This window comes from Candidatus Woesearchaeota archaeon (assembly GCA_016928155.1).
GTDB lineage: Archaea > Nanobdellota > Nanobdellia > Woesearchaeales > JAFGLG01 > JAFGLG01.
Genome location: JAFGLG010000015.1, coordinates 16,859 through 40,363 on the forward strand (window position 1 = coordinate 16,859; position 23,505 = coordinate 40,363).

General features: G+C 46.9%; 20 protein-coding genes. 12 read left to right on the plus strand and 8 right to left on the minus strand.

Going from position 1 to position 23,505, the window contains the following annotated elements; all coding sequences use genetic code 11:
- Positions 1-10 precede the first annotated feature (10 nt).
- From JW968_06670 to JW968_06710, 9 genes are all read left to right on the plus strand, one after another.
- Positions 11-556: a hypothetical protein gene (locus JW968_06670; protein ID MBN1386623.1), complete on the plus strand. Its 546-nt coding sequence runs from the start codon at positions 11-13 to the stop codon at positions 554-556.
- A gap of 1 nt (position 557) precedes the next feature.
- Positions 558-1,622 carry an ATP synthase A1 subunit C gene (gene ahaC / locus JW968_06675; GenBank protein MBN1386624.1) on the plus strand — a complete coding sequence of 355 codons (1,065 nt, stop codon included), beginning with the start codon at positions 558-560 and terminating at the stop codon, positions 1,620-1,622.
- An 85-nt stretch (positions 1,623-1,707) separates the two neighbouring features.
- Positions 1,708-2,013: a V-type ATP synthase subunit F gene (locus JW968_06680; protein ID MBN1386625.1), complete on the plus strand. Its 306-nt coding sequence runs from the start codon at positions 1,708-1,710 to the stop codon at positions 2,011-2,013.
- A complete protein-coding gene (locus tag JW968_06685; protein MBN1386626.1) occupies positions 2,001-3,773 on the plus strand; it encodes a V-type ATP synthase subunit A in 1,773 nt (590 codons plus the stop codon). Before JW968_06680 ends, JW968_06685 begins: the two co-directional genes overlap by 13 nt.
- 8 nt (positions 3,774-3,781) lie before the next feature.
- Complete coding sequence (locus JW968_06690) at positions 3,782-5,212, plus strand: V-type ATP synthase subunit B (GenBank protein ID MBN1386627.1); 1,431 nt, start codon at positions 3,782-3,784, stop codon at positions 5,210-5,212.
- A gap of 6 nt (positions 5,213-5,218) precedes the next feature.
- Entirely contained in the window at positions 5,219-5,869 is a 651-nt protein-coding gene (locus JW968_06695; protein ID MBN1386628.1) for a carbonic anhydrase, read from the plus strand.
- Positions 5,870-5,873: 4 nt separating this feature from the next.
- A complete protein-coding gene (locus tag JW968_06700; GenBank protein ID MBN1386629.1) occupies positions 5,874-6,485 on the plus strand; it encodes a V-type ATP synthase subunit D in 612 nt (203 codons plus the stop codon).
- Between the two features lie 45 nt (positions 6,486-6,530).
- Positions 6,531-7,073, plus strand: coding sequence for a methyltransferase domain-containing protein (locus tag JW968_06705; protein MBN1386630.1), 543 nt, complete (start codon positions 6,531-6,533; stop codon positions 7,071-7,073).
- A 53-nt stretch (positions 7,074-7,126) separates the two neighbouring features.
- On the plus strand, positions 7,127-8,662 hold the full coding sequence (locus tag JW968_06710; GenBank protein ID MBN1386631.1) for a hypothetical protein: 1,536 nt from the start codon (positions 7,127-7,129) through the stop codon (positions 8,660-8,662).
- Here JW968_06710 and JW968_06715 read toward each other — a convergent pair.
- The 3 genes from JW968_06715 to JW968_06725 all read right to left on the minus strand — a co-directional run bounded on the left by JW968_06715 (position 8,649) and on the right by JW968_06725 (position 13,102).
- Complete coding sequence (locus JW968_06715) at positions 8,649-10,265, minus strand: hypothetical protein (GenBank protein MBN1386632.1); 1,617 nt, start codon at positions 10,263-10,265, stop codon at positions 8,649-8,651. The genes JW968_06710 and JW968_06715 overlap by 14 nt on opposite strands.
- 101 nt (positions 10,266-10,366) lie before the next feature.
- Complete coding sequence (locus tag JW968_06720) at positions 10,367-11,647, minus strand: TldD/PmbA family protein (GenBank protein MBN1386633.1); 1,281 nt, start codon at positions 11,645-11,647, stop codon at positions 10,367-10,369.
- A 78-nt stretch (positions 11,648-11,725) separates the two neighbouring features.
- Positions 11,726-13,102, minus strand: a complete 1,377-nt coding sequence (locus JW968_06725; protein MBN1386634.1) for a TldD/PmbA family protein — start codon at positions 13,100-13,102, stop codon at positions 11,726-11,728.
- Between the two features lie 58 nt (positions 13,103-13,160).
- On the opposite strand from JW968_06725, the gene JW968_06730 reads away from it, so the two are divergent.
- Positions 13,161-13,313, plus strand: coding sequence for a hypothetical protein (locus JW968_06730; GenBank protein ID MBN1386635.1), 153 nt, complete (start codon positions 13,161-13,163; stop codon positions 13,311-13,313).
- 28 nt (positions 13,314-13,341) lie between these two features.
- Here the strand turns inward: JW968_06730 and JW968_06735 are convergent, their stop codons facing one another.
- The 4 genes from JW968_06735 to JW968_06750 form a co-directional block, all read right to left on the minus strand.
- Positions 13,342-15,351: a HAMP domain-containing histidine kinase gene (locus JW968_06735; protein ID MBN1386636.1), complete on the minus strand. Its 2,010-nt coding sequence runs from the start codon at positions 15,349-15,351 to the stop codon at positions 13,342-13,344.
- Positions 15,352-15,389: 38 nt separating this feature from the next.
- Positions 15,390-17,231 (minus strand): response regulator, encoded by a 1,842-nt coding sequence (locus tag JW968_06740; protein MBN1386637.1) that lies wholly within the window; start codon positions 17,229-17,231, stop codon positions 15,390-15,392.
- 237 nt (positions 17,232-17,468) lie between these two features.
- Positions 17,469-18,770, minus strand: a complete 1,302-nt coding sequence (locus JW968_06745) for an MFS transporter (GenBank protein ID MBN1386638.1) — start codon at positions 18,768-18,770, stop codon at positions 17,469-17,471.
- Between the two features lie 162 nt (positions 18,771-18,932).
- A complete protein-coding gene (locus JW968_06750; protein ID MBN1386639.1) occupies positions 18,933-19,670 on the minus strand; it encodes an rRNA pseudouridine synthase in 738 nt (245 codons plus the stop codon).
- A 55-nt stretch (positions 19,671-19,725) separates the two neighbouring features.
- Here JW968_06750 and JW968_06755 point away from each other — a divergent pair, with 55 nt between their 5' ends.
- Both JW968_06755 and JW968_06760 read left to right on the plus strand, forming a co-directional pair.
- Positions 19,726-20,439: a hypothetical protein gene (locus JW968_06755; protein MBN1386640.1), complete on the plus strand. Its 714-nt coding sequence runs from the start codon at positions 19,726-19,728 to the stop codon at positions 20,437-20,439.
- Positions 20,440-20,502: 63 nt separating this feature from the next.
- On the plus strand, positions 20,503-21,414 hold the full coding sequence (locus tag JW968_06760; protein ID MBN1386641.1) for a histidinol-phosphatase: 912 nt from the start codon (positions 20,503-20,505) through the stop codon (positions 21,412-21,414).
- A gap of 20 nt (positions 21,415-21,434) precedes the next feature.
- Here JW968_06760 and JW968_06765 read toward each other — a convergent pair whose 3' ends face one another.
- The gene (locus JW968_06765) at positions 21,435-23,363 is read right to left on the minus strand and encodes an ATP-dependent DNA ligase (protein ID MBN1386642.1); all 1,929 of its coding nucleotides are present in this window, start codon (positions 23,361-23,363) and stop codon (positions 21,435-21,437) included.
- Between the last annotated feature and the right edge of the window lie 142 nt (positions 23,364-23,505).

A 23,505-nucleotide genomic window follows, 5' to 3' on the forward strand; every position in this document is an offset into this window, starting at 1 on the left:
GGTGGATACTATGGGATTGGAGAAGGTGAAGAAGGATATCTTGGAGAAGGCCAAGAAGAGGGCGCAGGATATCCTTAAGGATGCAGAGAAGGAGGCGGAAGCCATCAGGCAGAAGGCCAGGTCTGACGTCATGGATTCCAGGAGGAGGTCGAAGCAGGAGGTGCTCAAGGTCTGTGAAATCATGGAGAAGAAGGAGCTCTCTTCTGCGGAGTTTGACTCCAAGAAGGATTACCTTGACAAGAAGAAGGAGATGATCGACCTGGTCTTTGCAGAGGCCATGGCAGAGCTGGCTGCATTGAAGGGGAAGGAACGCAAAGATATCCTGCAGAAGCTGATAGACAGGGCGAAGAAGAAGGTGGATATCGGAAGGATATACGCGAACAAGGACGACCTGAAGCTGATCAGCGGTTTTGACACAGAGGAGAGGAAGATCGACGGCGGCATCATTGTCGAGGACAGGGAAGGCAATGTCACGATAGACCTCACTTTTGAAACACTGCTCGCTGATGTTCAGGAGAGGAACATCCAGAAGATGGCTCAGAGCCTGTTCAGCTAAGATGGCAAAGATAAAGCTCAGCACTTATCCGTACACTTATGTGAGGGTTGTCGCTATGCGCAGCAAGCTCCTTTCTAAGGATGATTATCATAAGCTGGTGAGGATGAAGCTGGGTGAGATTGCCAGGTACCTGCAGGAATCCGAATACAAGCGGGAGATTGATGAGCTTGGTATAAAATTCTCCGGTGCTTTTCTGCTTGAGCTTGCGATACATAGGAATCTTATCAGGAATTTCCAGAAGCTGAGGCGGATCTCGAATGTGTCCAGCAACGAGCTTCTGCTCTTGATAGACAACTATCTGGTCAGGAGCGACATCTGGAATATCAAGACTGTCCTCAGGGCAAAGTTCACAGGCATCTCTGAAGCAGAGCTCCTGAATATCATCCTGCCGATAGGAAAGTTATCAGAGGAACACCTGATATCCCTTTTCAGGAAGGACTCTGTTGAGGAGATAATTAAGTCTGTTGATTTCATCAAGTTCAAGGCCATTAAGCCTGCACTGGATTATTTCAGGGAGAAGAAGAGCTTCTTGGAGATAGAGAATTTTTTGGATAAGTATTATTACTCCCAGATCATCGCTTTTGCTCAGAAGATCCCTAAGGAGGGGGAGCTTTTCAGGGAATTCCTCATGAATGAGATATTTATCCAGAACACCATCACTGTACTGAGGATGAAGAGGTCTAATATAAAGCCTGAAGATATAAGGAATTTCATCATCATGACTGGAGAGAGGTCATTTGACCGTCCGATAGAGAAGTTGTTGAGGTCTGAGAATTTTGAGGAGATGATATCTGGCCTTGAGAAGTCCAAGTTCGGCAATTATATCAAGGAAGGGTTGAGGATGTATAAGGAGAAGATGACGCTTGTCTATCTTGAGGCTGATTTCATGAAGTATCTGCTCAAGAGATCCGCTCTCTTACTGCACCAGAACCCGCTCAGTGCATCGGTGATCTTGGGCTACATGATGGCTAAGGAAATAGAGGTCAAGAATATTGGCACAATCATCAAGGGGAAGGAGCTCGGATTGAGCGATGAGTTTGTGGAGAATTCATTGGTGATTGCATAAGCAGCAGGGATGTATATGGCGATATATAGAACAGGGATGTGCATGGTATACGGCGGGATATATATTATGATCCTAGGGTGATTATGTGGAGCTGAATGTTGTCGGAGGTTCGGATTTTGTATTGGGTTTCCAGCTCTCTGGTATCCAGAAGACCTTTGAGGTCGATGATAGGCAGAAGTGCCTGGATACCATCAACAGTGTGATGGCTGACCCGAATGCAGGCATACTGATACTTGACGACAAGATATTCCAGTCATTGGCTCCGCATGAGAAAGAGAGGGTTGAGAGGTCTGTCAAGCCGGTTGTGTTGACTCTGTCCACGTCGACAGGCCAGGATGCGATGAGGAAGATGATATTGAAATCAATAGGTGTTGATCTATGGAAAGAATGAAAAAATCTAAATCAGAAGAAGGCAAAGATATGGGGATTCTTTATAGGATTGCTGGTCCTGTTGTTGTGGCCAAAGGCCTCAATGCGAGGATGTATGATGTGGTCCGTGTCGGTGACGAGGCCCTTATGGGTGAAGTCATCCAGATTGACAAGGAGCACACCACTATCCAGGTCTATGAGGATACCTCAGGGATCAAGCCAGGTGAGCCTGTCAGGAACACAGGCAGGCCCCTTTCCATTGAGCTCGGTCCCGGTCTTCTCACCATGATATACGATGGTATTCAGCGTCCTCTTAAGTTTCTGAGGGACAAGATGGGGGATTACATCCTGAGAGGCGTGGACGCTCCTGGCCTTGATGAGGCCAAGAAGTGGAAGTTCAAGGCTCTTGTGAAGAAAGGAGACAAGGTAGAGCAGGGTGATGTCATAGGTGAAGTGCAGGAGACAGAGACTATTGTCCATAGCATCATGGTGCCATACGGCAAGAGCGGCAAGATTGACTCCATCAAGTCCGGGGATTTCAATGTTAACGAGGCTGTTGGGACACTTGACGACGGCACTGAGCTTTTCCTTAAGCAGTACTGGCCTGTGAGGGTTCCGAGGTACAGTAGGCAGAAGCTTTCCCCAGGCATGCCCCTGATTACTGGCCAGAGGATCTTTGATGGTCTTTTTCCTCTTGCAAAAGGCGGCGCAGCTGCCATCCCCGGCCCTTTTGGTGCAGGGAAGACAGTATCCCAGCAGCAGCTTGCAAAGTGGTGCGACGCTGATATCATTGTATATGTAGGATGCGGCGAGAGAGGCAATGAGATGACTGAGGTATTGACAGAATTCCCCGAGCTCATCGATCCTAAGACAGGCAAGCCCCTTATGAACAGGACTGTCCTTATCGCTAACACATCAAATATGCCTGTCGCTGCAAGAGAGGCTTCCATCTATACAGGCATCACGATTGCAGAGTATTATAGGGACATGGGGTATGATGTGGCTTTGATGGCTGATTCCACCTCGAGATGGGCTGAAGCCATGAGGGAGATCTCATCGAGGCTTGAGGAGATGCCTGGTGAGGAGGGTTATCCGGCTTATCTGTCGACAAAGCTCTCTGAGTTCTATGAGAGGGCTGGAGTCGTTTCCCCGTTAGGCAAAGGCCTGGACAATGGCTCTGTGACTGTCATCGGCGCTGTCAGTCCTCCTGGAGGGGATTTTTCAGAGCCTGTCACGCAGAACACGCTCAGGGTCACCAAGACTTTCTGGGCTCTTGATGCCAAGCTCGCACAGAGGCGTCATTTCCCGTCCATAAACTGGCTCAATTCGTATTCGCTGTATATGGATACACTGGCGCCGTGGTTCGCTGAGAACGTTGCCTCTGACTGGAAGCATAATGTGGATAAGATAAGGGCCATACTTCAGGAAGAGGAAAAGCTCATGGAGATTGTCCAGCTTGTCGGTTCTGATGCTCTGCCTGCCAGGCAGCAGCTGACCCTTGAGGTCGCGAGGCTGATAAGGGAATTCCTGCTCCAGCAGAACGCTTACCACGAGGTCGATACTTATTCAGAGCTCAAGAAGACATACACCCTGATGAGGATCATCCTGCATTATTCAAAGATGGCTAATGTAGCCCTTGATAATGGCGCGAGGGTCCAGCAGCTTCTGGAGATAAAGTCAAAGGACATGATAGCGAATGCTAAGTTCGACAAGGATTATAAGAAGGTCCTTGACGATGTCCAGAAGGAGATGGACAAGGAATTCGACAAGATTTACAGGTGATTATGATGATGAAGGAATATAAGACGATTTCGAGGATTGCGGGGCCGCTGGTCTTTGTGAAGAAGACTGACCCTGTCGGTTACAATGATCTTGTGAGGATTGCTCTGCCGGGCGGTGTCATGAAGAGCGGTCAGGTGCTGGATACCAGCGAGGATACTGTTGTTGTCCAGGTGTTCGAAGGAACTTCAGGTATCGACAGGAGCTCATCGATAAAGTTCCTCGGCGAGAACATAAAGCTGAATGTCTCTGATGACATGCTGGGAAGGATCCTTTCCGGATCCGGCAAGCCCATAGATGGAGGGCCGGCAATAATCCCGGAGAAGAAGCTGGATATCATCGGGGCTGCCATCAACCCTGAAGCCAGGAAGAGTCCGGCTGATTTCTTCCAGACAGGCATCTCCACCATTGATGCCATGAACACGCTGGTCAGGGGCCAGAAGCTCCCAATTTTCTCAGGCTCTGGTCTGCCTCACAACAAGATTGCCTTGCAGATTGCGAGGCAGGCGAAGGTCATCGGCCAGGGTGAGGAGTTTGTCGTCATCTTCGCCGCAATGGGCATCACGAATGAAGAGGCTCAGTTTTTCATCAAGGATTTTGAGGAGACCGGGGCTCTTGAGAGGTCTGTTGTCTTCCTGAATCTCGCGAATGATCCTGCTGTCGAGAGGATTATCACCCCGAGGATGGCCTTGACTGCTGCAGAGTATTTTGCTTTTGAGAAGGACAAGCATGTCCTTGTCGTATTGACAGATCTCACAAATTATTGTGAATCACTGAGGGAGATTGGCGCTGCCAGGGAAGAGATCCCAGGAAGGAGGGGTTATCCTGGATATATGTATACTGATCTCGCCATGCTTTACGAGAGGGCGGGTATGATCAAGGGCAAGAAAGGCTCCATCACTCAGATCCCTATCCTGACCATGATTGGTGATGACATAACTCATCCCATCCCTGACCTTACAGGATATATAACCGAAGGCCAGATTGTGCTTAACAGGGAGCTCCACAGGAAAGGCATCTATCCGCCGATTGATGTTCTCCCGTCATTGTCAAGGCTGATGAACAGCGGCATAGGCAAGAGCAAGACAAGGGAGGATCATAAGCAGGTGTCTGACCAGCTGTATGCCAACTACGCAGAGGGGAGGGATCTGAGAGGCCTTGTAGCGATTGTCGGCGAGGAAGCCTTGTCTGCGAGGGATAAGCGGCTGCTTAATTTTGCGAAGATCTTTGAAGAGAGGTTCGTGACACAGGGCAACAGGGAAGACAGGCAGATCACTGAAACCCTTTCGCTTGGCTGGGAGCTTCTTGGCACTATCCCTGAGAACGAGCTCACAAGGATAAGCCCTGAGATGAAGAAGAAGTTCTATAAGCCTATCGCTGCTGATGTCGAAGAGGTCAAGGAGAAGCAGGGGAAGGACGCGGGGGATAAGGGGGAGGAGTGATGATCCATGAAGGACGCTAAGAGTTTATTGAATGATTTGATTGAAGGCAACATTGGTTTTTCAGCCAGGGAAGGTGATAAGCTTTCTGACCTGCAGTCTGGCCAGTCTCCTTTCATGACTTTGGTGATGTGCAGCGATTCGCGTGTCAGCTCAGCTTTCTGTGGCATGGACACCACCAATAATTTTTTCATAATAAGGAATATTGGGAATCAGGTCAGCACTTCTCCTGGCTCTGTTGATTATGGTGTGCTTCATCTCCATACGCCGATCCTTATGATCCTTGGCCACTCAGGCTGTGGTGCTGTCAAGGCATCCCTTTCAGATTACTCTGAGGAGACAGCTGAGATAAAAGCAGAGCTTGACACTTTGCAGGGCCCTGTGAAGGATACAAAGGATGTATCTGACAGCGGGAAGAGGAATTGCCTCTGCATCCAGAAGAATGTCGACAATCAGATAGCCTTCTGCCTAGATAGATACAGGAAGCTTGTCGATGAGGGGAAGCTTGTCATTATAGGTGCATTCTATGATTTCCATAATAAGATGTCTGATGAGCTGGGCAGGTTTTATGTGATGAATGTCAATGGGAAGACTGATGCAGACAGTATAAATGCCTTGGATATTTTTGAGATTGGGCACTTCAAGAGGTTTGAGGTCTGATTATATGGATGTCAAGCCGACAAGATCAGAGCTGATGAAGGTCAAGAACCAGATTAAGCTGGCAAAATCAGGCTATAATCTGCTCAAGAAGAAGAGGGATGGCCTCATCCTGGATTTCTTTGAGATCCTGAAGAAGGCTAAGGACATCAGGAAGTCCCTTGTCGACAGCTATGTGACTGCCCTCGACATGATTAACCGGGCCAGGGTTCTTGAATCTGACCTCAAGATCCGCTCCATCGCTCTTGCTATCAGGGACAAGCCGTCCATAGAGCTGGAGACCAAGAATATAATGGGTGTCGTTGTACCGAAGATAAAATCAGATTCGCTCCAGAAATCTTTCTTCGAGAGAGGTTATGGTGTCTACACCTCGTCTAGTGTTGATGAGGCCACAGCCGCTTATGAGATCGTTGTTGAGAAGATCATCACTGCTGCTGAGGTGGAGACTGCAATGAAAAAGCTCCTTCAGGAGATCGAGAAGACCAAGAGGAGAGTCAATGCCCTGGAATTCAATGTCATACCAAAGCTTGTGGCCCAGAAGGCCTTCATCACACTGCGCCTTGAGGAGATGGAAAGGGAGAACACTTTCAGGATGAAGCGCATCAAGGCCAAATCTTGACAATAGTTTTTATATATTTCTTGATAAACCCCCCCCGGAATAAGGGTGCTTGATCTGGGTTGTGGGGATAATAAGGTATCCGGGGCCATAGGTCTTGATAGGAACGACTGTCTGAAGGATGTCGATGTATTGGTTGAGTTTAAGAATAGGGATTATATTCCTTTAAGAGATGATTCTTTTGATGAAATCCATTTGAGGCACTTTGTTGAACATGTGCCTGACATTGCATGGCTCATGAGTGAAATCCACCATGTCAGGAAGAATGGTGCTAAAGTTTATCTCTCTTTTCCACATTATAGTTCCAGGGGGTCTTATAGTGATGTGACACATATTCATCATCTTTCTTCCCGTGCATTTGAGCACTTTGATCCAGAAACAGGATTTGGTCAGTCATACGGGTATTATACACATTTTGGGAGGTATTTTCCTTTCAGGACAGAGATTATAAGCTTAAGTTCTAACAGGTATGCTGCTTTGGTTGCAGAACCGCTGTTGAAGGTTCTTGGTAGGAACAATTTTGAGAGGATTACTTCAAGATTTGTTCCTATCAACCAGGTCGACCTTGAGCTTAGGATCCTCAAGCAATAAGCACTGGACATTCTCACAAAACCTATATAAATCCTTCATCCCGATTCATTCTCATGGCATCGAATCAGTCAAACCCTGTCATTGATCTCGCACTGGAGACCATCAGGATGGGCAAGCAGGCTCTCGTCTTCGTAAACACCCGACCGAGTGCTGAGAAGACTGCGGAAGATATATCCAAGAAGCTTAAGGATGATGAAAAGGCTATCCTGCTGGCCGAAAAGGCATTGAAGGCGCTGCAGAAGCCTACAAGGCAATGTGAACGCCTCTCAAACATAATGAGGAAGGCCATCGCATTCCATCATGCAGGCCTCCATCCGAAACAGAGAGAGCTGATTGAAGACAGTTTCAAGGCAGGTGATGTCAGGATCATCTGCTGTACCCCGACACTTGCGCAGGGCGTTGATCTTCCTGCATTCCGCTCGATAATAAGAGACCTTAAGCGTTATGGAGGCCCTTGGGGTTTGAGTTATATCCCTGTCCTTGAGTATGAGCAGATGGCCGGCCGTGCCGGACGTCCTAAATTTGATGAGTATGGTGAAGCTATCATCATTGCTGGTTCTGAGGGTGAAAAAGAGGAGATCTATGATAGGTATATCTGTGGTGAGCCTGAAGACATCTACTCAAAGCTCGCTGTCGAGCCAGTGCTTCGCACTTATCTGTTGAGCCTGATATCATCTAATTTTGTCAATAGCAAGAAGCAGATCATGGATTTTTTTGAGAAGACTTACTGGGCCTATCAGTACAGGGATATGGATCGTATGGATGTCATCATCAGCAAGATGCTTGATCTTCTGGAGGATTGGGAGTTCATCATATCAGAGGGCGATGATTTTGTGAGCGCTGACAAGGTCGATGACAGGGGATATCGCGCAACTCTGGTCGGCAATAGGGTTGCGGAGCTTTATCTGGATCCGCTGACAGCCCATATGCTGATTGAATCACTGAGGACAGCTGCTTCAAAGCGTTTTTCTGATTTCTCTTTCCTTCATATGATATCAAGCACCTTGGAGATACGCCCGCCCCTGAGGGTTAAGTCAAAGGAGTTTGATATGGTCCAGTCCCGGTTCCTCAAGTATGAGGATCAGCTTATAGCAGAGGAGCCTTCTTCTTTTGATCCTGATTATGGTCAGTTCATCAGTACTGTCAAGACAGCCCTGTTCTTTGTTGGTTGGATTGATGAGCTTGATGAAGAGGCTCTTCTTGAGCAGTTTGATATCCGGCCTGGCGAGATCAGGTCAAAGCTTGATATCGCTGACTGGCTGCTGTATTCTTCAGAGGAGCTGGCCAAGCTTATGCAGTTCAGGGAGCTGTTTGGCCACCTCATGAAACTCCGGCTGAGGGTAAAGCACGGCATCAGGGAGGAGCTTCTTAATCTAGTCAGGTTCAGGGGCATTGGCAGGGTCAGGGCCAGGATCCTGTTCAGGAATGGTATCAGGGATGTTGCTGAGATAAGGAGGGCTGATTTGTCTACCTTATCATCTTTGGTTGGGCGCAGGACCGCTGAATCATTGAAAGAGCAGGTCGGCCAGAAGCTTGAACCTGTCAGATCTGGAAAGCGCAGGGGCCAGAAGAGTGTCAGGGATTACTGAGAAGGTCTTTATGTGCACATGACTTGATCTCATTGGCCACTGTATATGCTGAACTGCTCACTTCGAGATATGCTCTCTCTTCTTTGAGGTCCTCTCTCCTGTGGATTACTGTGTCGAGGACAAATGCTCTTGGCATGAGTCTTCTCCCGTCCGGGGTCTTCCTGTTATGTGCTTTTGTCAGATTGTGTACTCCTGGGCCGCTGAGTACAGGGTGCACTATCAATGGGATGAGCTGGCAGCCCACTATCCCGCTTATTGAGTCAACAGCCGCACCATATGTGCTTGCCGTGTCGATTATGTCATCAGTGACTATCCCTGTCCTCCCGATGAGGAGCCTGTCAATCATTGTCTTTTCTTCTGGTGTGTATTGGGTCTTGTCGAATTGGCCATCGCCCTTATACTGGAGAAGGTAGGATATCCTTGCTCCCTCCACCACATTGAACTCCTTTCTTGTCTTGTCCATCATGACAATGAGGCCGTCATAGCCATATCCCTTGTTGTACATCGCTATTGCCAGCTCTGTTGCAGCTGCCTCGCTGTTCAGGTCAGGCCCGATGACAAGCATCCTGTTGAACAATGATTTGTATCTGTGGGATAGTCCGTCCACAAGCGATTCTATTCCTGAAAGGCTCCTGAATTCTATCCCTCTACTGGTGAAGTGCCGCCCTACCAAGGGTGAATGCGCAGCAACTGTTATTATCCGTTTCACTCCGTACATGGCCATTATTTCGGCATCTGCCTCTGTAAGACATACTTCGTGCCTGAGCCTTTCATTTTTTTGTTTCTCTTTTTCATCTCCCTGGAAATCATGCGGCCTGTCGCTCCTTCCGAATGCATAATACAGCGGCACAACTGTGATTGATGCTGCACGAAGCTTTCTGAGGTATTTTACAGTGAAGATCTGCTGGAATATCTCGCTCATTGGTGATTCCCGGTCCAAGCCGTTCATCAGTATTGTTTCCATAGAATGCTTGGCACCCCTCCAGGATACATTGCCGATCCTCTCCCTGATATCTGAGCTGATGCTGTTCCATGCCTGGGAGTCTAGGCTCTGCTTCAGCCTGGAGCTTATTGCATAGATGTCCCAGTCCTCAAGGAGCTTGCCAACTATCCAGCCCATGTTTCTCCTTGCATTCTTGTTCCATTGGCGGGTTATCCCTTCAAGATACCTTACGAACTCGTCATGCACCTTTGGATCAGATAGCCTGTATTCCCCATTTTCCAGGATGGGATACACCCCCTGTCTTAGTTTGTCTTTGAGGAATCCCAGGATTCTTGGGGCAACAAATTGCTCTGGCCTGTGGGTGACTGCATTGTTTGGGGTATATAATGAGAATACTGTGCTTTGAGGGAGGACATTCATTATATCATCTAGTGCAATCCTCCCTTCGATATCCGGATAGGGGTCCGGGATTCTTGCAGATTCGAACGATGACTTGTCAAAGGCTCTTATGCCTTTTATGTTTTCTGAGAAATGCAGGGTTTCCATTTCCAGGAACCTTACTCTTGGGGCGAGGTCTGTGTTCAGGAGATGTGAATAGACCTCTTTCCCTACATGGGAAGCTGATTGGTTCCATGTAAGCACCACATTATCGATTGCCATTTTCCCCTTTGTTGCACAGGAAGATGCCTGAAGTTAAAATAATTTCTGTATTCCAGGATATAGGACAGATATGCAGTGGCGCAGATTCAGATTTTATGGTATCAGCTTTTCTTCACTGATACATTGTTAAATCTTATCGGCCCGCTGTAGAACCCGGCTATTGATTCAGGCTGCCCCATGCGATCTATATTGTTCATGAGATTTATCATTGACGAGGATATGGACATGTTTGATATGGGGTGTTTGATATGGCCGTTCTCTATGTAGAATCCCTTGTCTGCCTCTACTGAGAAGTCTGTGGTTATCGGGTCTGAGTTATGGGCCCCGAGTATGGACGTGACATAGACACCCTTGTCGACTCCTGAGAATATGTCCTTCTTCTTGGGGATATCCAGCACTATGTTGTTGAATATCACTCCTGATTTTGCTGCGCTCCCTGTTGATTCCTTGCCAAGAAATTTTCCTATATTGTGGTCGAATAGGAAGTTCTTGACAACACCCTTCTCGACAAGCTGGATTTTGCGGGTGGGTGTTCCTTCATAGTCGAATCTTTCTGACCTGAATCCCCAGTCTAGCGTACCGTCATTTGAGAGGTTTAGCTTTCTGGAAAAGACCTGCTCCCCGAGCTTCCTGGTGAGTGTTGAATGTTTGCTCTCCACATTAGTGCCGAGGAAGCTTGGCAGCATCGCATACTCGCAGAGGTAATACAGCACCTTGGGTGACAATATCAGTGTGTCCGCATCTGTGCCAAGTTTTCTGCTCTTTGCTGACATCTCAGCTGTTTCCTTTAGTCTTTTGCACATCGGTTGTGCATCGAATATCCTTCTTGCTGAATTGAAGTCCCAGTGGCTGAACATCTTGCCTTTCGATTTGTATGACACTGACACATTGATTGAGAATTTGGTGTCTTTCTGGGTTTTTTCGACCCCGTTTGAGTTTGCTGCTGAGAATTCTGTGTCTGTGCTCACTATATCAGCATTCTCGACTTTTATCATCGGTGATTTCAGGTCTTTGAGTATGCCTTCTCCTGTCTCCAGGAAGAAGTCCTCAGACTGTTCTGCTGTATTGGAGTCATATATCTTGACGTCTGTTTCTTTTGGGTCTTCTGGAAGCCCATAGAAATAATCCAGGCTGTTCGTCACCTTGGCCATCTTGAGGGCTCTGTCCAGCAGGCCGGAATCAGGGTAGTTAGAATAGGAAACACCCATCTTTTTTCCCAGGAAGACCTTCAGTATGTAGGCTTTCTGCTCCATGCTGCTCATGGTGTGGATGCTGTTGTCCATGAGCTTCAGGTTGTTTGATCTGATTATGTATGAGTTCAGCTGTGCATGGTCAGCTTTCCGTGTCGCCTTGTTTATGATTTTTCTGAAGTAATTATCCATTATGCCTGCCTTGTATTATAATCATCATTAATTATCATCATCATTAATTATCATCGCGGATATTCTTATTTATCCTGACTATGCCTCATTCTTCCCTATTATCCTTGCGTTCTTTATCAGCATCTTGGGATTGGCCCCGTCAACAGGGATTATCTGGCCGAGCTTCTGGCAGTAGCCGGGATCTGATTCCTCATAGCTGTTGCCTATGGCCTTGATGCTCTTGAGTATCTTCATGAGGTTGCCTGAGAATGACAATTCTCTGAGCGGTCCAGTTATCTCGCCGTTCTTTACAAGATACCCTTGTTTCGCTCCGAATTCGAATGTTCCTTCTGCGGAATTCACCTGTCCTCCTTTCTGGCCAAGCACGAATATTCCGTTCTTCAGGTCTTCTATGAGCTCCTCATCTGTATAGTCTTTCTTGCCAATGTACATATTGCTCATCCTCGGGATGGGGAAGAAGCCGGCTTCCTCTGCCCTCCCGTTTCCAGTCGGTGATTCGCAGAGGATGGCTGCTGTCTCCCTGGAATGCAGGAAATTGCGGAGCACCCCGTTGCTTATCACCTTTGTCTTCTGGCTCGGCACTCCCTCGTCGTCATAGAAATAGCTGCCGAATCCTCCTTCTATGCTTGGATCATCGTATACATTGAGGATCTCTGTTCCTAATTTCTTGTTTATCTTGTTGGCGAGGATGGAATCCTTTTTGATGACATGGTCTGCTTCGATGCTGTGCCCGAGGGCTTCATGTATGAAAAGCCCTGCCAGCGCCCCGTCGATGACCACATTTGCATTCTGTGTCTTGGGGCTCTTTGCGGTCAGGAGCTCCAATGCGCGGTCACAGCATTTCTGTATGGCCTCGGGGTATCCCCTTAGAACCTCAAAACCGCCCAGCCGGGCTATCCCATCATGGGAATCCACTGTCCTCATGCCGTCAGATGCGACAATGAATATGCCTGCATCTATATAGTTCAGCCTCTGCTGTATGAAGCTCCCTTCAGAATTGGCGAATTCGCTGTAAAGATTTTTTTCTGTGTAGTAAAGGTCAGATGACTTTATTTTGCGGTCAAAATCAAGAGCCTTTATCGAGCCCTCCAATATGAGGTTCTTCTTTTCAGATAGTGATATGTTTACAGGATCGACTCTCATTCTGGTCTTCTTGAAGTCCTTTATGGGCTTTATCTGGGCCATGATTATCTCCCTTTCGGTCTTCTTGCTCATGGCTTTTGCTATCTTGAGCGCTTTTATCACATTCTCCTCCATTTTATCAAGATTGTCGAAGCTTGTGAAGCCCCATGCATTTCCATAGAGGACCCTTATTGAATACTGCTTGACGCTCCCATTGTCTATGTCTTTTACAGTCTCGCCGCTCAGGTTTATTGAGGTGCTGTCAAGCGTAGTGTGCCTGAAATCCCAGTACTTGACTTTATCCTCTTTTTCAAGAAATTTGAACAGGGCCATCTAAAGCCTATTTTGGGTTTCACATTTATAAAGTTGATGCCGTGTTTCCATTTTATTGATGATCATCCAAATGGAAATCAATAAAAAGGATGAGGGGATAGTAGTGTCAAAAAAATCCAAAAAAGGTGATTCCATGAAACAGAAGAAGAAATCAACGACCCAGAAGGGCAAGAAGAAGAAGTTCGGGAGCATGATTGCTAATAAGAGTTAGATTATTGATAAGTGTTTATCAGGCATATTCAAGGATTTATTAATATATTTTTTTTGTCTATGACAGGCATTATCAGTTTGAAAGTAGTGCCCTCCCTGAGTTCTGAGATTAGGCTTACCTCTCCGCAGGACGCATCCACAAATTTCTTGAGGTCATAGAGCCCCAATCCTCTCATCCTGTCTCCGGTTTCTGGCTTCCTGGAATAGAACCTGTTGAATGCCCTTGATGCCGCTTCAGGGGTCATCCCGGGCCCATTATCACTCACTTCGATTACCAGGCATTTCTCTATGTCATAATTGGCTCCGGCTTCGGCAAGCTTTTCAGATTGTGCTCTTAATAGATCCCCTTCTCTTGCTGTCAGGGTCATCCTTGCTTTGTTATCCATCTCATACTGGGAATTCCTGGCAAGCTCCATGAGGACAATGTCCACAAATTTTTTTGGATCGATGTATAGTATAGGATCATGTCTTAGATCGCATTCAAGTGATCCGCCCGGCCAGTGGATCTTATATTTTTGCTCGAATTCCCTGACAATGTCGCTGAGAGTGCATTCACTTGGGACATAGCCTCTATGGAGAGTTTCTGTCAGCTGACTGAGGATCCCGGAGATTGTCTGCAGCTGCCTTATCACGACCTCAGGGGACTCTGCAAGCTTTGTGATATGCTCAGCCAGTGTAGCATCTTGTGCAAGCAGTTCCCTGAGGGAGGGATTTACCAGTATGAACCTCTCAAGCCTCTTCTTGGAATTGAGTGTGGAATGCCTGATGATATCGAGATATGTCCTGAGGTTATGGCCCAGCCCGCTGGCAACATCATCGGTCCTCATCCTGCTGTTGATCTCTGATTCTGCAAGGGACCTGTAGACTGCTTCAGTCACATCATCGAATCTTATGAGGAATTTTGTGGCTGGTCCGAAAAGCGCGCCGACAGGGGATACAGATATGTCATATATGACATCCCTGCTGCCGATGGTCATGGCTTGGTTCGGCAGGAAGTATCTCTCCTCCTGGCCGGTCACTACTGAGGTTATTCCGCCGATCGCAGATGAGAAGATCTTCAGGCCGCGTATGTCCATTCTCCGGGGACATTCATCTGCCCCGATTGCCCTTGACAGTACAGGGTTTACACGCTCAAGCCTGTAGTCGGCGTCGATGACAGCTATCCCTGCTGCCTCGCTGTCGACAATTGCCTCATTGAGGGATTTCCAGTAATGGATCTCTTCCATCTGTTCGGCCCATAGCAATGGCAGTGTTAGGAGATTGGCGAGCCTCTCTCCGTCAGCAAGCTTCTGTTCAGTGATCCCTTTGGTGCCGGCTCTCGGGTCCCTGTCCATCGGTGCATCGACAGTGATGACTGCTATAGCTTTACCATGCATGAGTACAGGGATGCATACTGCTGGCACATAAGACTCTGGGGTCGGATAAAGCTGCTTGAATTCTTCAGGTGTTACATAGACCTCATTCTCAGGTGTGAGGAAACCGTGAGATGCCGCTTTATTGTATTGGAGTTCCTGTTGCTCATAGTAGTCCGGACTGAAGATGCCTGCCTCCACCATCTGGTCAAGGAAACCGCCTGGCGAAGGGTCATAATATGACTGGAATGCCCTTCCTGTCGATATTGCGATAAAGAGCTCATTCTTGTCTTCTGGATCTATATTGCAGAACTCAGTCTTCTGGTATCTTACTATATTCTGCACTATGGCATCTGTCTCAGGGGTCAGCCCGACTGCGCTGCATGTTACTATCTGGTCTGAATCCAGGTCAAAGAATTTTCCGGGCGTGTATGTCTTGCCCTCCTGTCGTCTTATCATGAGGTTTGCAATGTTCATCCTCATGAGCTTCCCGACGCTTTTGAGCACAGTTGTGATGAAGTTCTCCATGAATCTCTCATCAATCTTCATGCCCGCGAAATCTTGGTGTATGCCTGAATAGGTCTCGAGTATGTCCTGTGAATCAATCAGCCTCTGCTCTGTTTCAGCCAATATTGCTTCAAGCTCTTTTATTCTGTTGTCTGGGCTGGGGTTTATTGTATTTTCCATTTTGATTGGATTCAAGGGCCTATCCTGGATGTTTGTCCTTATATTGCAGTGTGTTCTTGTATTATCTTGTCTATCAGGGGATAATCCTCCAGTATGTGGTCATCATCCCCGTAATTTGGATCCTGTTCTTTGAGTCTCATTTTTTCCTGGTATAAGGATTCATAGTCTAGTTTCAGCCATTTCCCAAGCCTGTGTCTGATGAAGGGTCTTATGATTTCCGGATCGAATTGATGGCCGGCATTTTTTGCCAGTTCATTGACTACCCATCTTATCGGCATTGGTTTTTTGTAGACTCTCCTGCTCACCATTGCATCATAGGAATCGGCTATGAATGCTATCCTTGATGGGAGTGGGATGTCAGTGCCTCTCTTTTCTCCGGGATAGGAAGGGAAATCCACATCTTCAGTCCTTCCATCCCATCTCTCATGATGATGCCTGACTCCCTCAGCTATGTGGAAATACAGGTGGCCATTAGGGAGCATCTTTTTGTTGCTTTCATTCCAGATGATTTCATAGCCCTCTATCGGATGTCCCTTCATTTTGCTGTACTCTTCGTCTGTGAGCTTGTCATTTTTGTTGAGGATCTCGTGGTGTATTTTGGCTTTGCCGCAGTCGCTCATTCCTGATGTCCATTCAATGATGTAACCCTCCTCGAGGGTTATATCGAACTCGTCCCTCAGTTCTTCGCGTGCCATGCCGTATCTGTCCGGATCCTCGTACATAGCCCTCAATAGGTCTGCTATTTCTTTTGCCCTTTCCTTTTGCCTGAACACATGTTTCTTTGTATCTCCGCCTGCTGTCTGCAGGCCTGCGAAATCGAGCGTGTCGATCAGGTTGGCGAGTATTGATTGTGATGCGAACAGTGTTACATAGAAATTGTACAGTTGGCTCAGTCCTGTCATCAGTGCATCTCTCATCCCATTCATCAGAACAAGATTGGCTTCGTCAAAACCATATTCCCTGCCGGGCTCATCAGATTCTTTCCTGATTACATAGAAAGCCCCTCTTGCCACGCCTCCGAATATTAACGGCACACCGATGATGGATTTTGCGCCCATCTGGATGAACATGTCCTCTATCTCACCTGTATATGCGGACACATCCTCGATAATTATGGAGGTCGCATTAGGTAATATCCTCCTTAATGTCCCTGAATCTGAATCAAGCATCTCATTTGGGTTTATCCTGTGCTCGGGATATAGCTGTCTGATGCTCATATTGCCGTTTGCCATCTCTTGGAAAGGTTCTCGCGGCATTGTCACACGGGCATCTTGCGCATCCATTGCAGAGATGCAGGCAGTTGCCACAGTCTCCAGAAGCAGCTCAAGCTTTGGACCCTTGAATGCGATGCCTTTGGTCATGTCCTGTATGTGTTTGTACATGTCGATTAGCGTGTTTATTTGCTTCCACATTATTCTGTCTTCCAGTAGGGTGGCTATGCGGTTGAAGATATCTTCTTCGCTATCCTCATTTTTTGAGAAATAATCATCTGCCCCCCGCCTTTCGAGCTTGATCCCTCTCTTGTAGTTCTCATAGGCCGTGTATAGCACAAGCTTGACTCTTTCCTTTTTTAGACCGAGCTGGATTGCTGCATCGAGCACTCTTTCCCCTGCTGTTGCGCTGTCTGTTTCAGAAGGGAGGTTTATATCGCTGAAGATCAGATCGAGGCTTGTGTTTTGTTCGGATATCACCTCTTTTGCCTGTGTTTCTGTTGATGCCTCCAGTATGTTCCTTCTTTGGTAGCCCTCAAGCACAAATGACTCTATGAGCTCTCTCCTTTCATCCGGATTGTCCTCTACAATGAGTATCCTGGAATATTGTTTTACCATCCTTTCCAGGTTGACGCCTTCATATCTTTTCATTCCTTGTTCAAAATCCAAAATACCACCTGAAATTCCAACAGATATTGGGTCTTTCTTATTTTATTTATATTTTCCCACACTGGATTCCTGACTGATATGGGACAAAATGTTGGGCAAAATGTGGAAAATACCGCAGGATGGAGCTTTTATGCTTCAGATTAAGTGGGTCATTTTAATTGTTTTTGGTATCCCCGGATAGGATTACAATAGTTATGGTAGAGCCATAACTTTGGTTGGTAATCCGGATTGGTGATCTCAATTGATGGCCTTGTCTTCAAGGATGAAGAAGAAGGGTATCACTATCAGTTCTGCGATTATTGAGAGCACTATTATGAAGGATATGCTGAATATTGATGCCAGTATCCCTCCGATTACCGGCCCCAGGAGCGAGCCGATCCCTGTGAATGTGTCGAAATATGCGAGGTATTCTGCCCTGTTATGCTCAGGCACATAATCGAACATGAGGAGATATCCCATCATGTCAAATCCTCCTATTCCTGATCCCATGACTATGTTGGCTACAACAATTAGTATCGGATCCTTGGCTATTGCATATCCGACAAGCCCCAGTGTCGTCAGGACTGCCCCGTAGATGAAGCATGTTTTCCTGCCCAGCCTGGCCTGCGCCTTCTCCCATATCCTCTCTGTGAAGAGCTTTGACAGCACCATGACAGCGACAGTCAGTGCCAGGAAGCTGTTTGACGCTCCCAGGTCCTTGACTATGTAGATGCTCAGGAACCCGAGGGTTATTGTGCTTGCGAGCGACCAGAAGAAAACGAGCAGAGTGAACTGCCTGAGAGCTTTCTGTTTGGAGAAATAATGCCTGAGCAGCACAAAGGTGTTGCTTTCGACCAGTCTTTTCTTGGTTGATTCGTAGGCGTCCTTCACTCTTCCCAGCGATGCTATTATCATTATCATACAGAGGAAGCCGAGTAGGAAGAGGAATTGGATGCCCATGAATCTGAGGAGCAGGCTTGCAGAGACCGATGCGATGAATGAGAAGGTGTAATGTATCAGATGCAGGTTTCCCACTATGTTGGCTCTGTTTTTTTTCTTTGTCATCTCATAGAACCATGCATCCCAGGTCGGCGCGCTCATTGAGAAAACGAGACCCTGCCCTACGACGAGGATGAAGAACAGGTGTATTGATCTCGTGTTTATCATCGGCAGGAATAGGAGCCCCCAGAAGAAGATGCCTAGCAGTACGAATATCTTCCTTCTTTTCATTTTGTCTGAGAGGTGCGCAAACACGATGCTGAAGAGCATTGTGCTGAACTCTCTCAGGCCTGTCATTATCCCTATCAGGCTCTTCATGAATCCGAGCTCATAGGCAAAAAGTGTTATGAAAGGGTCGATGAGAGAGACTGCGAATGAAAGGAATGCCTGGCCTGAGTAGATGTACCTGAAATTCTTGGTTGGTTCCCGTCTGTTTTTTTCTGCATCCGCAGGGTACTCAGCTGGACCTGCTGGGCTGTTTCGTCTGGTGAGATGGTCATATTTATGGTACTTGTAATAGCTATGATATCCTCTTTTCAGAAAATGTGGCTTTTTTAACATATATATTAAATAAGCATAGTCACTTTTTAAATATTGCTGTTTCGGGTGTTATTGGTATTATTCCAGTTATCCCTGTTATTACAATTATTAGGGTATTAGGATTTAAGGTATTAGGATTAAAGGTATCAGGATTTAATGTATTAGGATTAAAGGCCCTTATGGTTATTTATTTTGTTGTTTCTTATTTATAGCTTCGTTTCTTGACAGCTTCATCAGGTCTTGTACCTCTTTTGTTGTGAGATATCTTGTCTGTCCTGGCTTGATATCGAGTGCCAATGGACCTATCTTCACTCTCTTCAGGCCGAGGACCTCATAATCTAGCTGCTTGAATATCCTCCTGACGATCCTGTTCATGCCCTCGTGGAGCTCTATGCTGATCTCACTTTGGGTGTCAAGATAAGATAGCTTGTCAGGCTTCACCTTTTTTTCCATTATTACTATGCCCCGGTTGATTCTCTGGAAATCCTGTCCTGTGAGGTCCCTGTCGAGCTTAGCATGATATTCCTTCTTCAGCTCATATCTCGGATGCATTATCCTGTTCGCGAAATCCCCGTCATTTGTCAATAGGAGCAGCCCCTCGGTGTTGTAGTCCAGCCTGCCGATCGGGAATATCCTCTCTTTTGTCCTGATGAGGTCTGTTATCGTCTTCTTGTCTCTCTCAGCTTTGCCTTTTGCGAGTGTCACAAGATATCCTTTTGGTTTATTGAGCATCATGTATGTCTTTCTCGGAGCAGATAGGTCCTTTCCCTCGACGGTTATCCTGTCATGATCCTTGTCTGCCTTGTCTCCGAGCTTGATGGGCTTCCCATTGACAAGAACCTTCCCTCTCCCTATTAGCTCCTCAGCCTTTCTCCTTGAGCAATAGCCGAAATTCGAGATTATTTTCTGTATCCTCTCCATGATTTGATGATTGACCATCAAATATTTAAATATATTCAAAACAAGACACCTTCTGATGAAAGGCGGCAGGTCAGGGAAAGGCACAGCAGAAGCTCGGACAGAGAGCGCGGGATATGCCGCAGTCCTGACCGGCGACGGCTCTGTCACATTCAGGAACCCGTTCTTCAATGAGACTTATCACTCTGCTTCTGGTGCAGTTGAGGAGAGCATGAAGAAGTTCGTGGAGCCTTCGAACATCCCGGACATCATAAAGACCGCTGACAGGATATCCATTCTTGATGTATGCTTCGGTCTGGGTTATAATTCCTGCGCTGCTATTGATTTCATCCGGAACCATAATGAGGACATATCAATAGATATTGTCGGGCTTGAGAATGATCCCTTCCTGAAGAATATTGTTGGGTTGATCTATCCGCATCTGAAGCATTATCATCTCATCAGGGAGCTCTTTGCATCAAAGGACTGCATGATCAGGAAGGATAATATCTCTATCAGGATTGTATGGGGCGATGCTTTGAAGACCATCAAGAGCGTGAGGGGCATTTTTGACACTTGCTTCCTTGACCCTTTCTCTCCGAAAGTGTGCCCTCATCTCTGGAGCAAAGAGTTCCTCTCGGACATATCAGGGATGATGAAGAAGGGCGGAGTCCTTACAACTTATTCTTGCGCGGGTTCAGTCAGGAAGAATCTTGTCTCAGCCGGCTTCAAGGTCAGGGATGGCCCTTGCATCGGCAGGAGAGCTCCCAGCACCATCGCTGTTAAGCTTTGAGATTCAGCGCAAATATAAATCCAGGCAGATATATTTTTATATGGCGTCCCCTTATGGTGTTCCATGGAGCCAAAAAGGGTTGTCTATGGGAAACCCCCGATTAAGGATCTTCTTAAGCAGGGATACTCCCTTGTTGACATGCATACGCATACAAGATATTCTGACGGCCTGACCCCGTTGCATATATCTCTGAAGACAGCTGCGAAGAAAGGCATAGGGATCTCAATAACTGATCATCAGAACATAAGGGCATATAGGATGCTTAAGAATTATAGGTTCCAGAATCTTATCATTCCAGGTATAGAGATAAATACTGTTGAAGGCCCGCATATATTGCTGTATTTCTATGATGCAAAAGAGCTGGCTGAATATTTTGATAGGCATATCAGGAAAAATATCGGCAAGAATCCTAATGGGAGGACAAATATCAGTCTGATGCAGGTATTGCAGACTTCAGCCCCATATAATTGTCTCAGTTTTATTGCCCATCCTGCATCGCCGATATCCACTGATTTCCGGATATATCTGAAGAATAATCCAAATGTTCCTGATCTGATTGATGGCTACGAGGCGATTGGCGGTGCTCTGCCAAAACACTATATCAAATGCTCCATGAAGATGGCAGATAACTCCGGAAAATGCTTTGTCGGAGGCAGTGATGCCCACAATAAATCTGAGATCAGTAATGTGATTACTTATTCGTACGCTGATGATGTTGAATCTTTCTTGAACAATATCAGGAAGAGGCAGAACTATGTTATGGGCAGGACCTGCAGGATAACACACAGGGTCAAGACCACGTTCAGCTATATCCGACATGTACGCTATATGGGTACGACTCTTGGCAGCTTCAAGATCTTATATGACAATCAGATGAATTATCATGTCAAGCCCATGCTTGGTAGGGGCATCAGTTATGCTTACACCCATATCAGGGACGCTCCTCAGAAGATAAGGGAGAAGATTAATCTGTAGACGGATCTGTAATATCCGCATCATTTATTCTGCGATCTGTAGAATTCTTTTATCATATCAATGGTGCTTGCTTCATCTGGCGCCCTGTCGTCTCGCAGCCTGACAATGCGTGGGAACCTGAGGGCATATCCTGAGCTGTATGTCGGGCTCTTCTGTATCTCTTCATAATTGATCTCGATGACGATCTGCGGCTGTACCTGTACGCTCCTTCCTTTTTCAGATATCACCAGCGGCCTCAGCAGTTCTGTCATCTGGTTGAATGTCACTCCCTCTTCATCCTCTTTCTCCTTGAATCCTGTGCCCACTTTTCCGATCTCGAGGAAATTCCCGTTCTCATCGGTCACAGCGATTGAGAAGCTGGTGAACCATCCGCTCCGCTTCCCTTCTCCCCATTCAGCCCCTACCACGACCACATCGAGTGATTCCATGACAGGTTTCAGCTTCAGCCATCCTTCGACCCTGGAACCCGGCTGGTATATCGCATCTATCTTCTTGATCATGATGCCTTCATTGCCTGCATCAAGCGATGAATGGTAGAACCTCTCGGCTTCCTTGATGTCTGATGTGACAAGCTGTTCTGCGAGCTTGATCCTTCTCTCGGCAGGGTTCTTGAATATCTTCTCCAGCCTCTTGCGCCTCTCGAGGAATGGGTATTTTATGAAGCTTTTCCCGTCGGCAAATATCAGGTCGAATATGTTCAGTTCCACTGGGAACTTCTTTGCCATCTCTTCTATGTTGTGCTTCCTCTTGATCCTCTGCGATATGCTCTGGAAGGGCAGGTATTTCTTTGTCTTCGGGTCATAGCCCACTGCTTCGCAGTCAAGGATGTATGATTCTGAATCGATGTGCTTTTCGACGAGCTCAGCGACTTCCTTGAACTGCTTTGTGACATTCTCAAGCCGTCTCGTGAATATCTCGACCCCGCCTTCGGATTTGTGTATCTGCATCCTGAATCCGTCATACTTGTATTCGAGGACTGCTGGGCTTCCTGCTCTGCTGAATCCTGTCTCCACATCGCTGGTCTTCTGTGCAAGCATCACCTTTATCGGCGTCCCTGCCTGGAGGACTATGTTCTTCAGGCTCTGGATCCCCTCTGACATCGCTACTTTTGCCACAAGCGCATAGTCATTTGAGACGCTGTGTGCCTCTTCGACAAAACATACCAGGGCATTGTATACATCTCGTGCCGTCTGTTCGTCTGGCGTGATTATGAATTCCTTCTCGTCTAGATCCGCATCCTCAAGCTCATCCTTGCTCTTGATCTTTATGATCTTCTTTTCTGTCTCTCCTTTCTCCTTTGATATATCAAATTTTGTGTCGAGTTCGTTGCCGCATTCCAGGCATCTTGGCGTGTTGGGCATCCATTTGTCGCATTTTTCGCATCTGTGGAATATCCCGACAGCTTTTGGCATATATGCCCACACTATCGCATCCCTTATCGAGCCGTCCCCGACCCCGACCCTGAGCTCCTGGAGCACTGTCCTCACTATATACCTGGCCTCCAGGGGCGTTGCGCTTGTGAGCAGCTCTGCTATCAGCTTTACCTTGATGTCGACTGATCCGCTCCCCTCAACTGAGCTCAGTTTCCTTAAGTTGCTGAAAACCTTGAGCACAGTCAGTTCCTTCTGGAACAATGTTGCCTGTCTCTTCTTCTTGACTAGCTCTTCTGCCACAAGCCCGAGATCTCCCCTTATCTTCCACCTGTCCTCGACCTGCTCAATCTGGATTCCGGTGCTTATGCTTATTGCCTTGAGTATGAGCTTTGATGCGACCCCTATCTTTGTGGAGTCCCATGATGGGAAGACTTTTCCCTGCAGAAGCAGTATGGTCTGTTTTATGTCCTGCATGCCTGATTTCTTGAGAACTTGGCTCACATGGTATGTCTTGTCAAGCCTTTTTGGCGTCGATTCAAGCTTTGCATATACCTGCGCGAGGTCTTTGTATAGCATGTTCTGTTGAATCTCTTATCTTCTTAAAAATGTTGCTGAAATCCCAGCTAAAATCCCAGCTAAAATCCCTGCTGAAATCCCTGCTGAAATCTTCGCCATATGATTTATGCAGGCCTTATAGGCTCTCCTCTGGAAAAACACG

Excerpts from the sequence above, each read along its gene's own strand:
- JW968_06670 (MBN1386623.1), top strand. The coding sequence starts at position 11 with ATGGGATTGGAGAAGGTGAAGAAGGATATCTTGGAGAAGGCCAAGAAG.
- ahaC (MBN1386624.1), top strand. The coding sequence starts at position 558 with ATGGCAAAGATAAAGCTCAGCACTTATCCGTACACTTATGTGAGGGTT.
- JW968_06685 (MBN1386626.1), top strand. The coding sequence starts at position 2,001 with ATGGAAAGAATGAAAAAATCTAAATCAGAAGAAGGCAAAGATATGGGG.
- JW968_06690 (MBN1386627.1), top strand. The coding sequence starts at position 3,782 with ATGAAGGAATATAAGACGATTTCGAGGATTGCGGGGCCGCTGGTCTTT.
- JW968_06695 (MBN1386628.1), top strand. The coding sequence starts at position 5,219 with ATGAAGGACGCTAAGAGTTTATTGAATGATTTGATTGAAGGCAACATT.
- JW968_06700 (MBN1386629.1), top strand. The coding sequence starts at position 5,874 with ATGGATGTCAAGCCGACAAGATCAGAGCTGATGAAGGTCAAGAACCAG.
- JW968_06710 (MBN1386631.1), top strand. The coding sequence starts at position 7,127 with ATGGCATCGAATCAGTCAAACCCTGTCATTGATCTCGCACTGGAGACC.
- JW968_06715 (MBN1386632.1), bottom strand. The coding sequence starts at position 10,265 with ATGGCAATCGATAATGTGGTGCTTACATGGAACCAATCAGCTTCCCAT.
- JW968_06720 (MBN1386633.1), bottom strand. The coding sequence starts at position 11,647 with ATGGATAATTACTTCAGAAAAATCATAAACAAGGCGACACGGAAAGCT.
- JW968_06725 (MBN1386634.1), bottom strand. The coding sequence starts at position 13,102 with ATGGCCCTGTTCAAATTTCTTGAAAAAGAGGATAAAGTCAAGTACTGG.
- JW968_06730 (MBN1386635.1), top strand. The coding sequence starts at position 13,161 with ATGATCATCCAAATGGAAATCAATAAAAAGGATGAGGGGATAGTAGTG.
- JW968_06735 (MBN1386636.1), bottom strand. The coding sequence starts at position 15,351 with ATGGAAAATACAATAAACCCCAGCCCAGACAACAGAATAAAAGAGCTT.
- JW968_06745 (MBN1386638.1), bottom strand. The coding sequence starts at position 18,770 with ATGTTAAAAAAGCCACATTTTCTGAAAAGAGGATATCATAGCTATTAC.
- JW968_06750 (MBN1386639.1), bottom strand. The coding sequence starts at position 19,670 with ATGGAGAGGATACAGAAAATAATCTCGAATTTCGGCTATTGCTCAAGG.
- JW968_06755 (MBN1386640.1), top strand. The coding sequence starts at position 19,726 with ATGAAAGGCGGCAGGTCAGGGAAAGGCACAGCAGAAGCTCGGACAGAG.
- JW968_06760 (MBN1386641.1), top strand. The coding sequence starts at position 20,503 with ATGGAGCCAAAAAGGGTTGTCTATGGGAAACCCCCGATTAAGGATCTT.
- JW968_06765 (MBN1386642.1), bottom strand. The coding sequence starts at position 23,363 with ATGCTATACAAAGACCTCGCGCAGGTATATGCAAAGCTTGAATCGACG.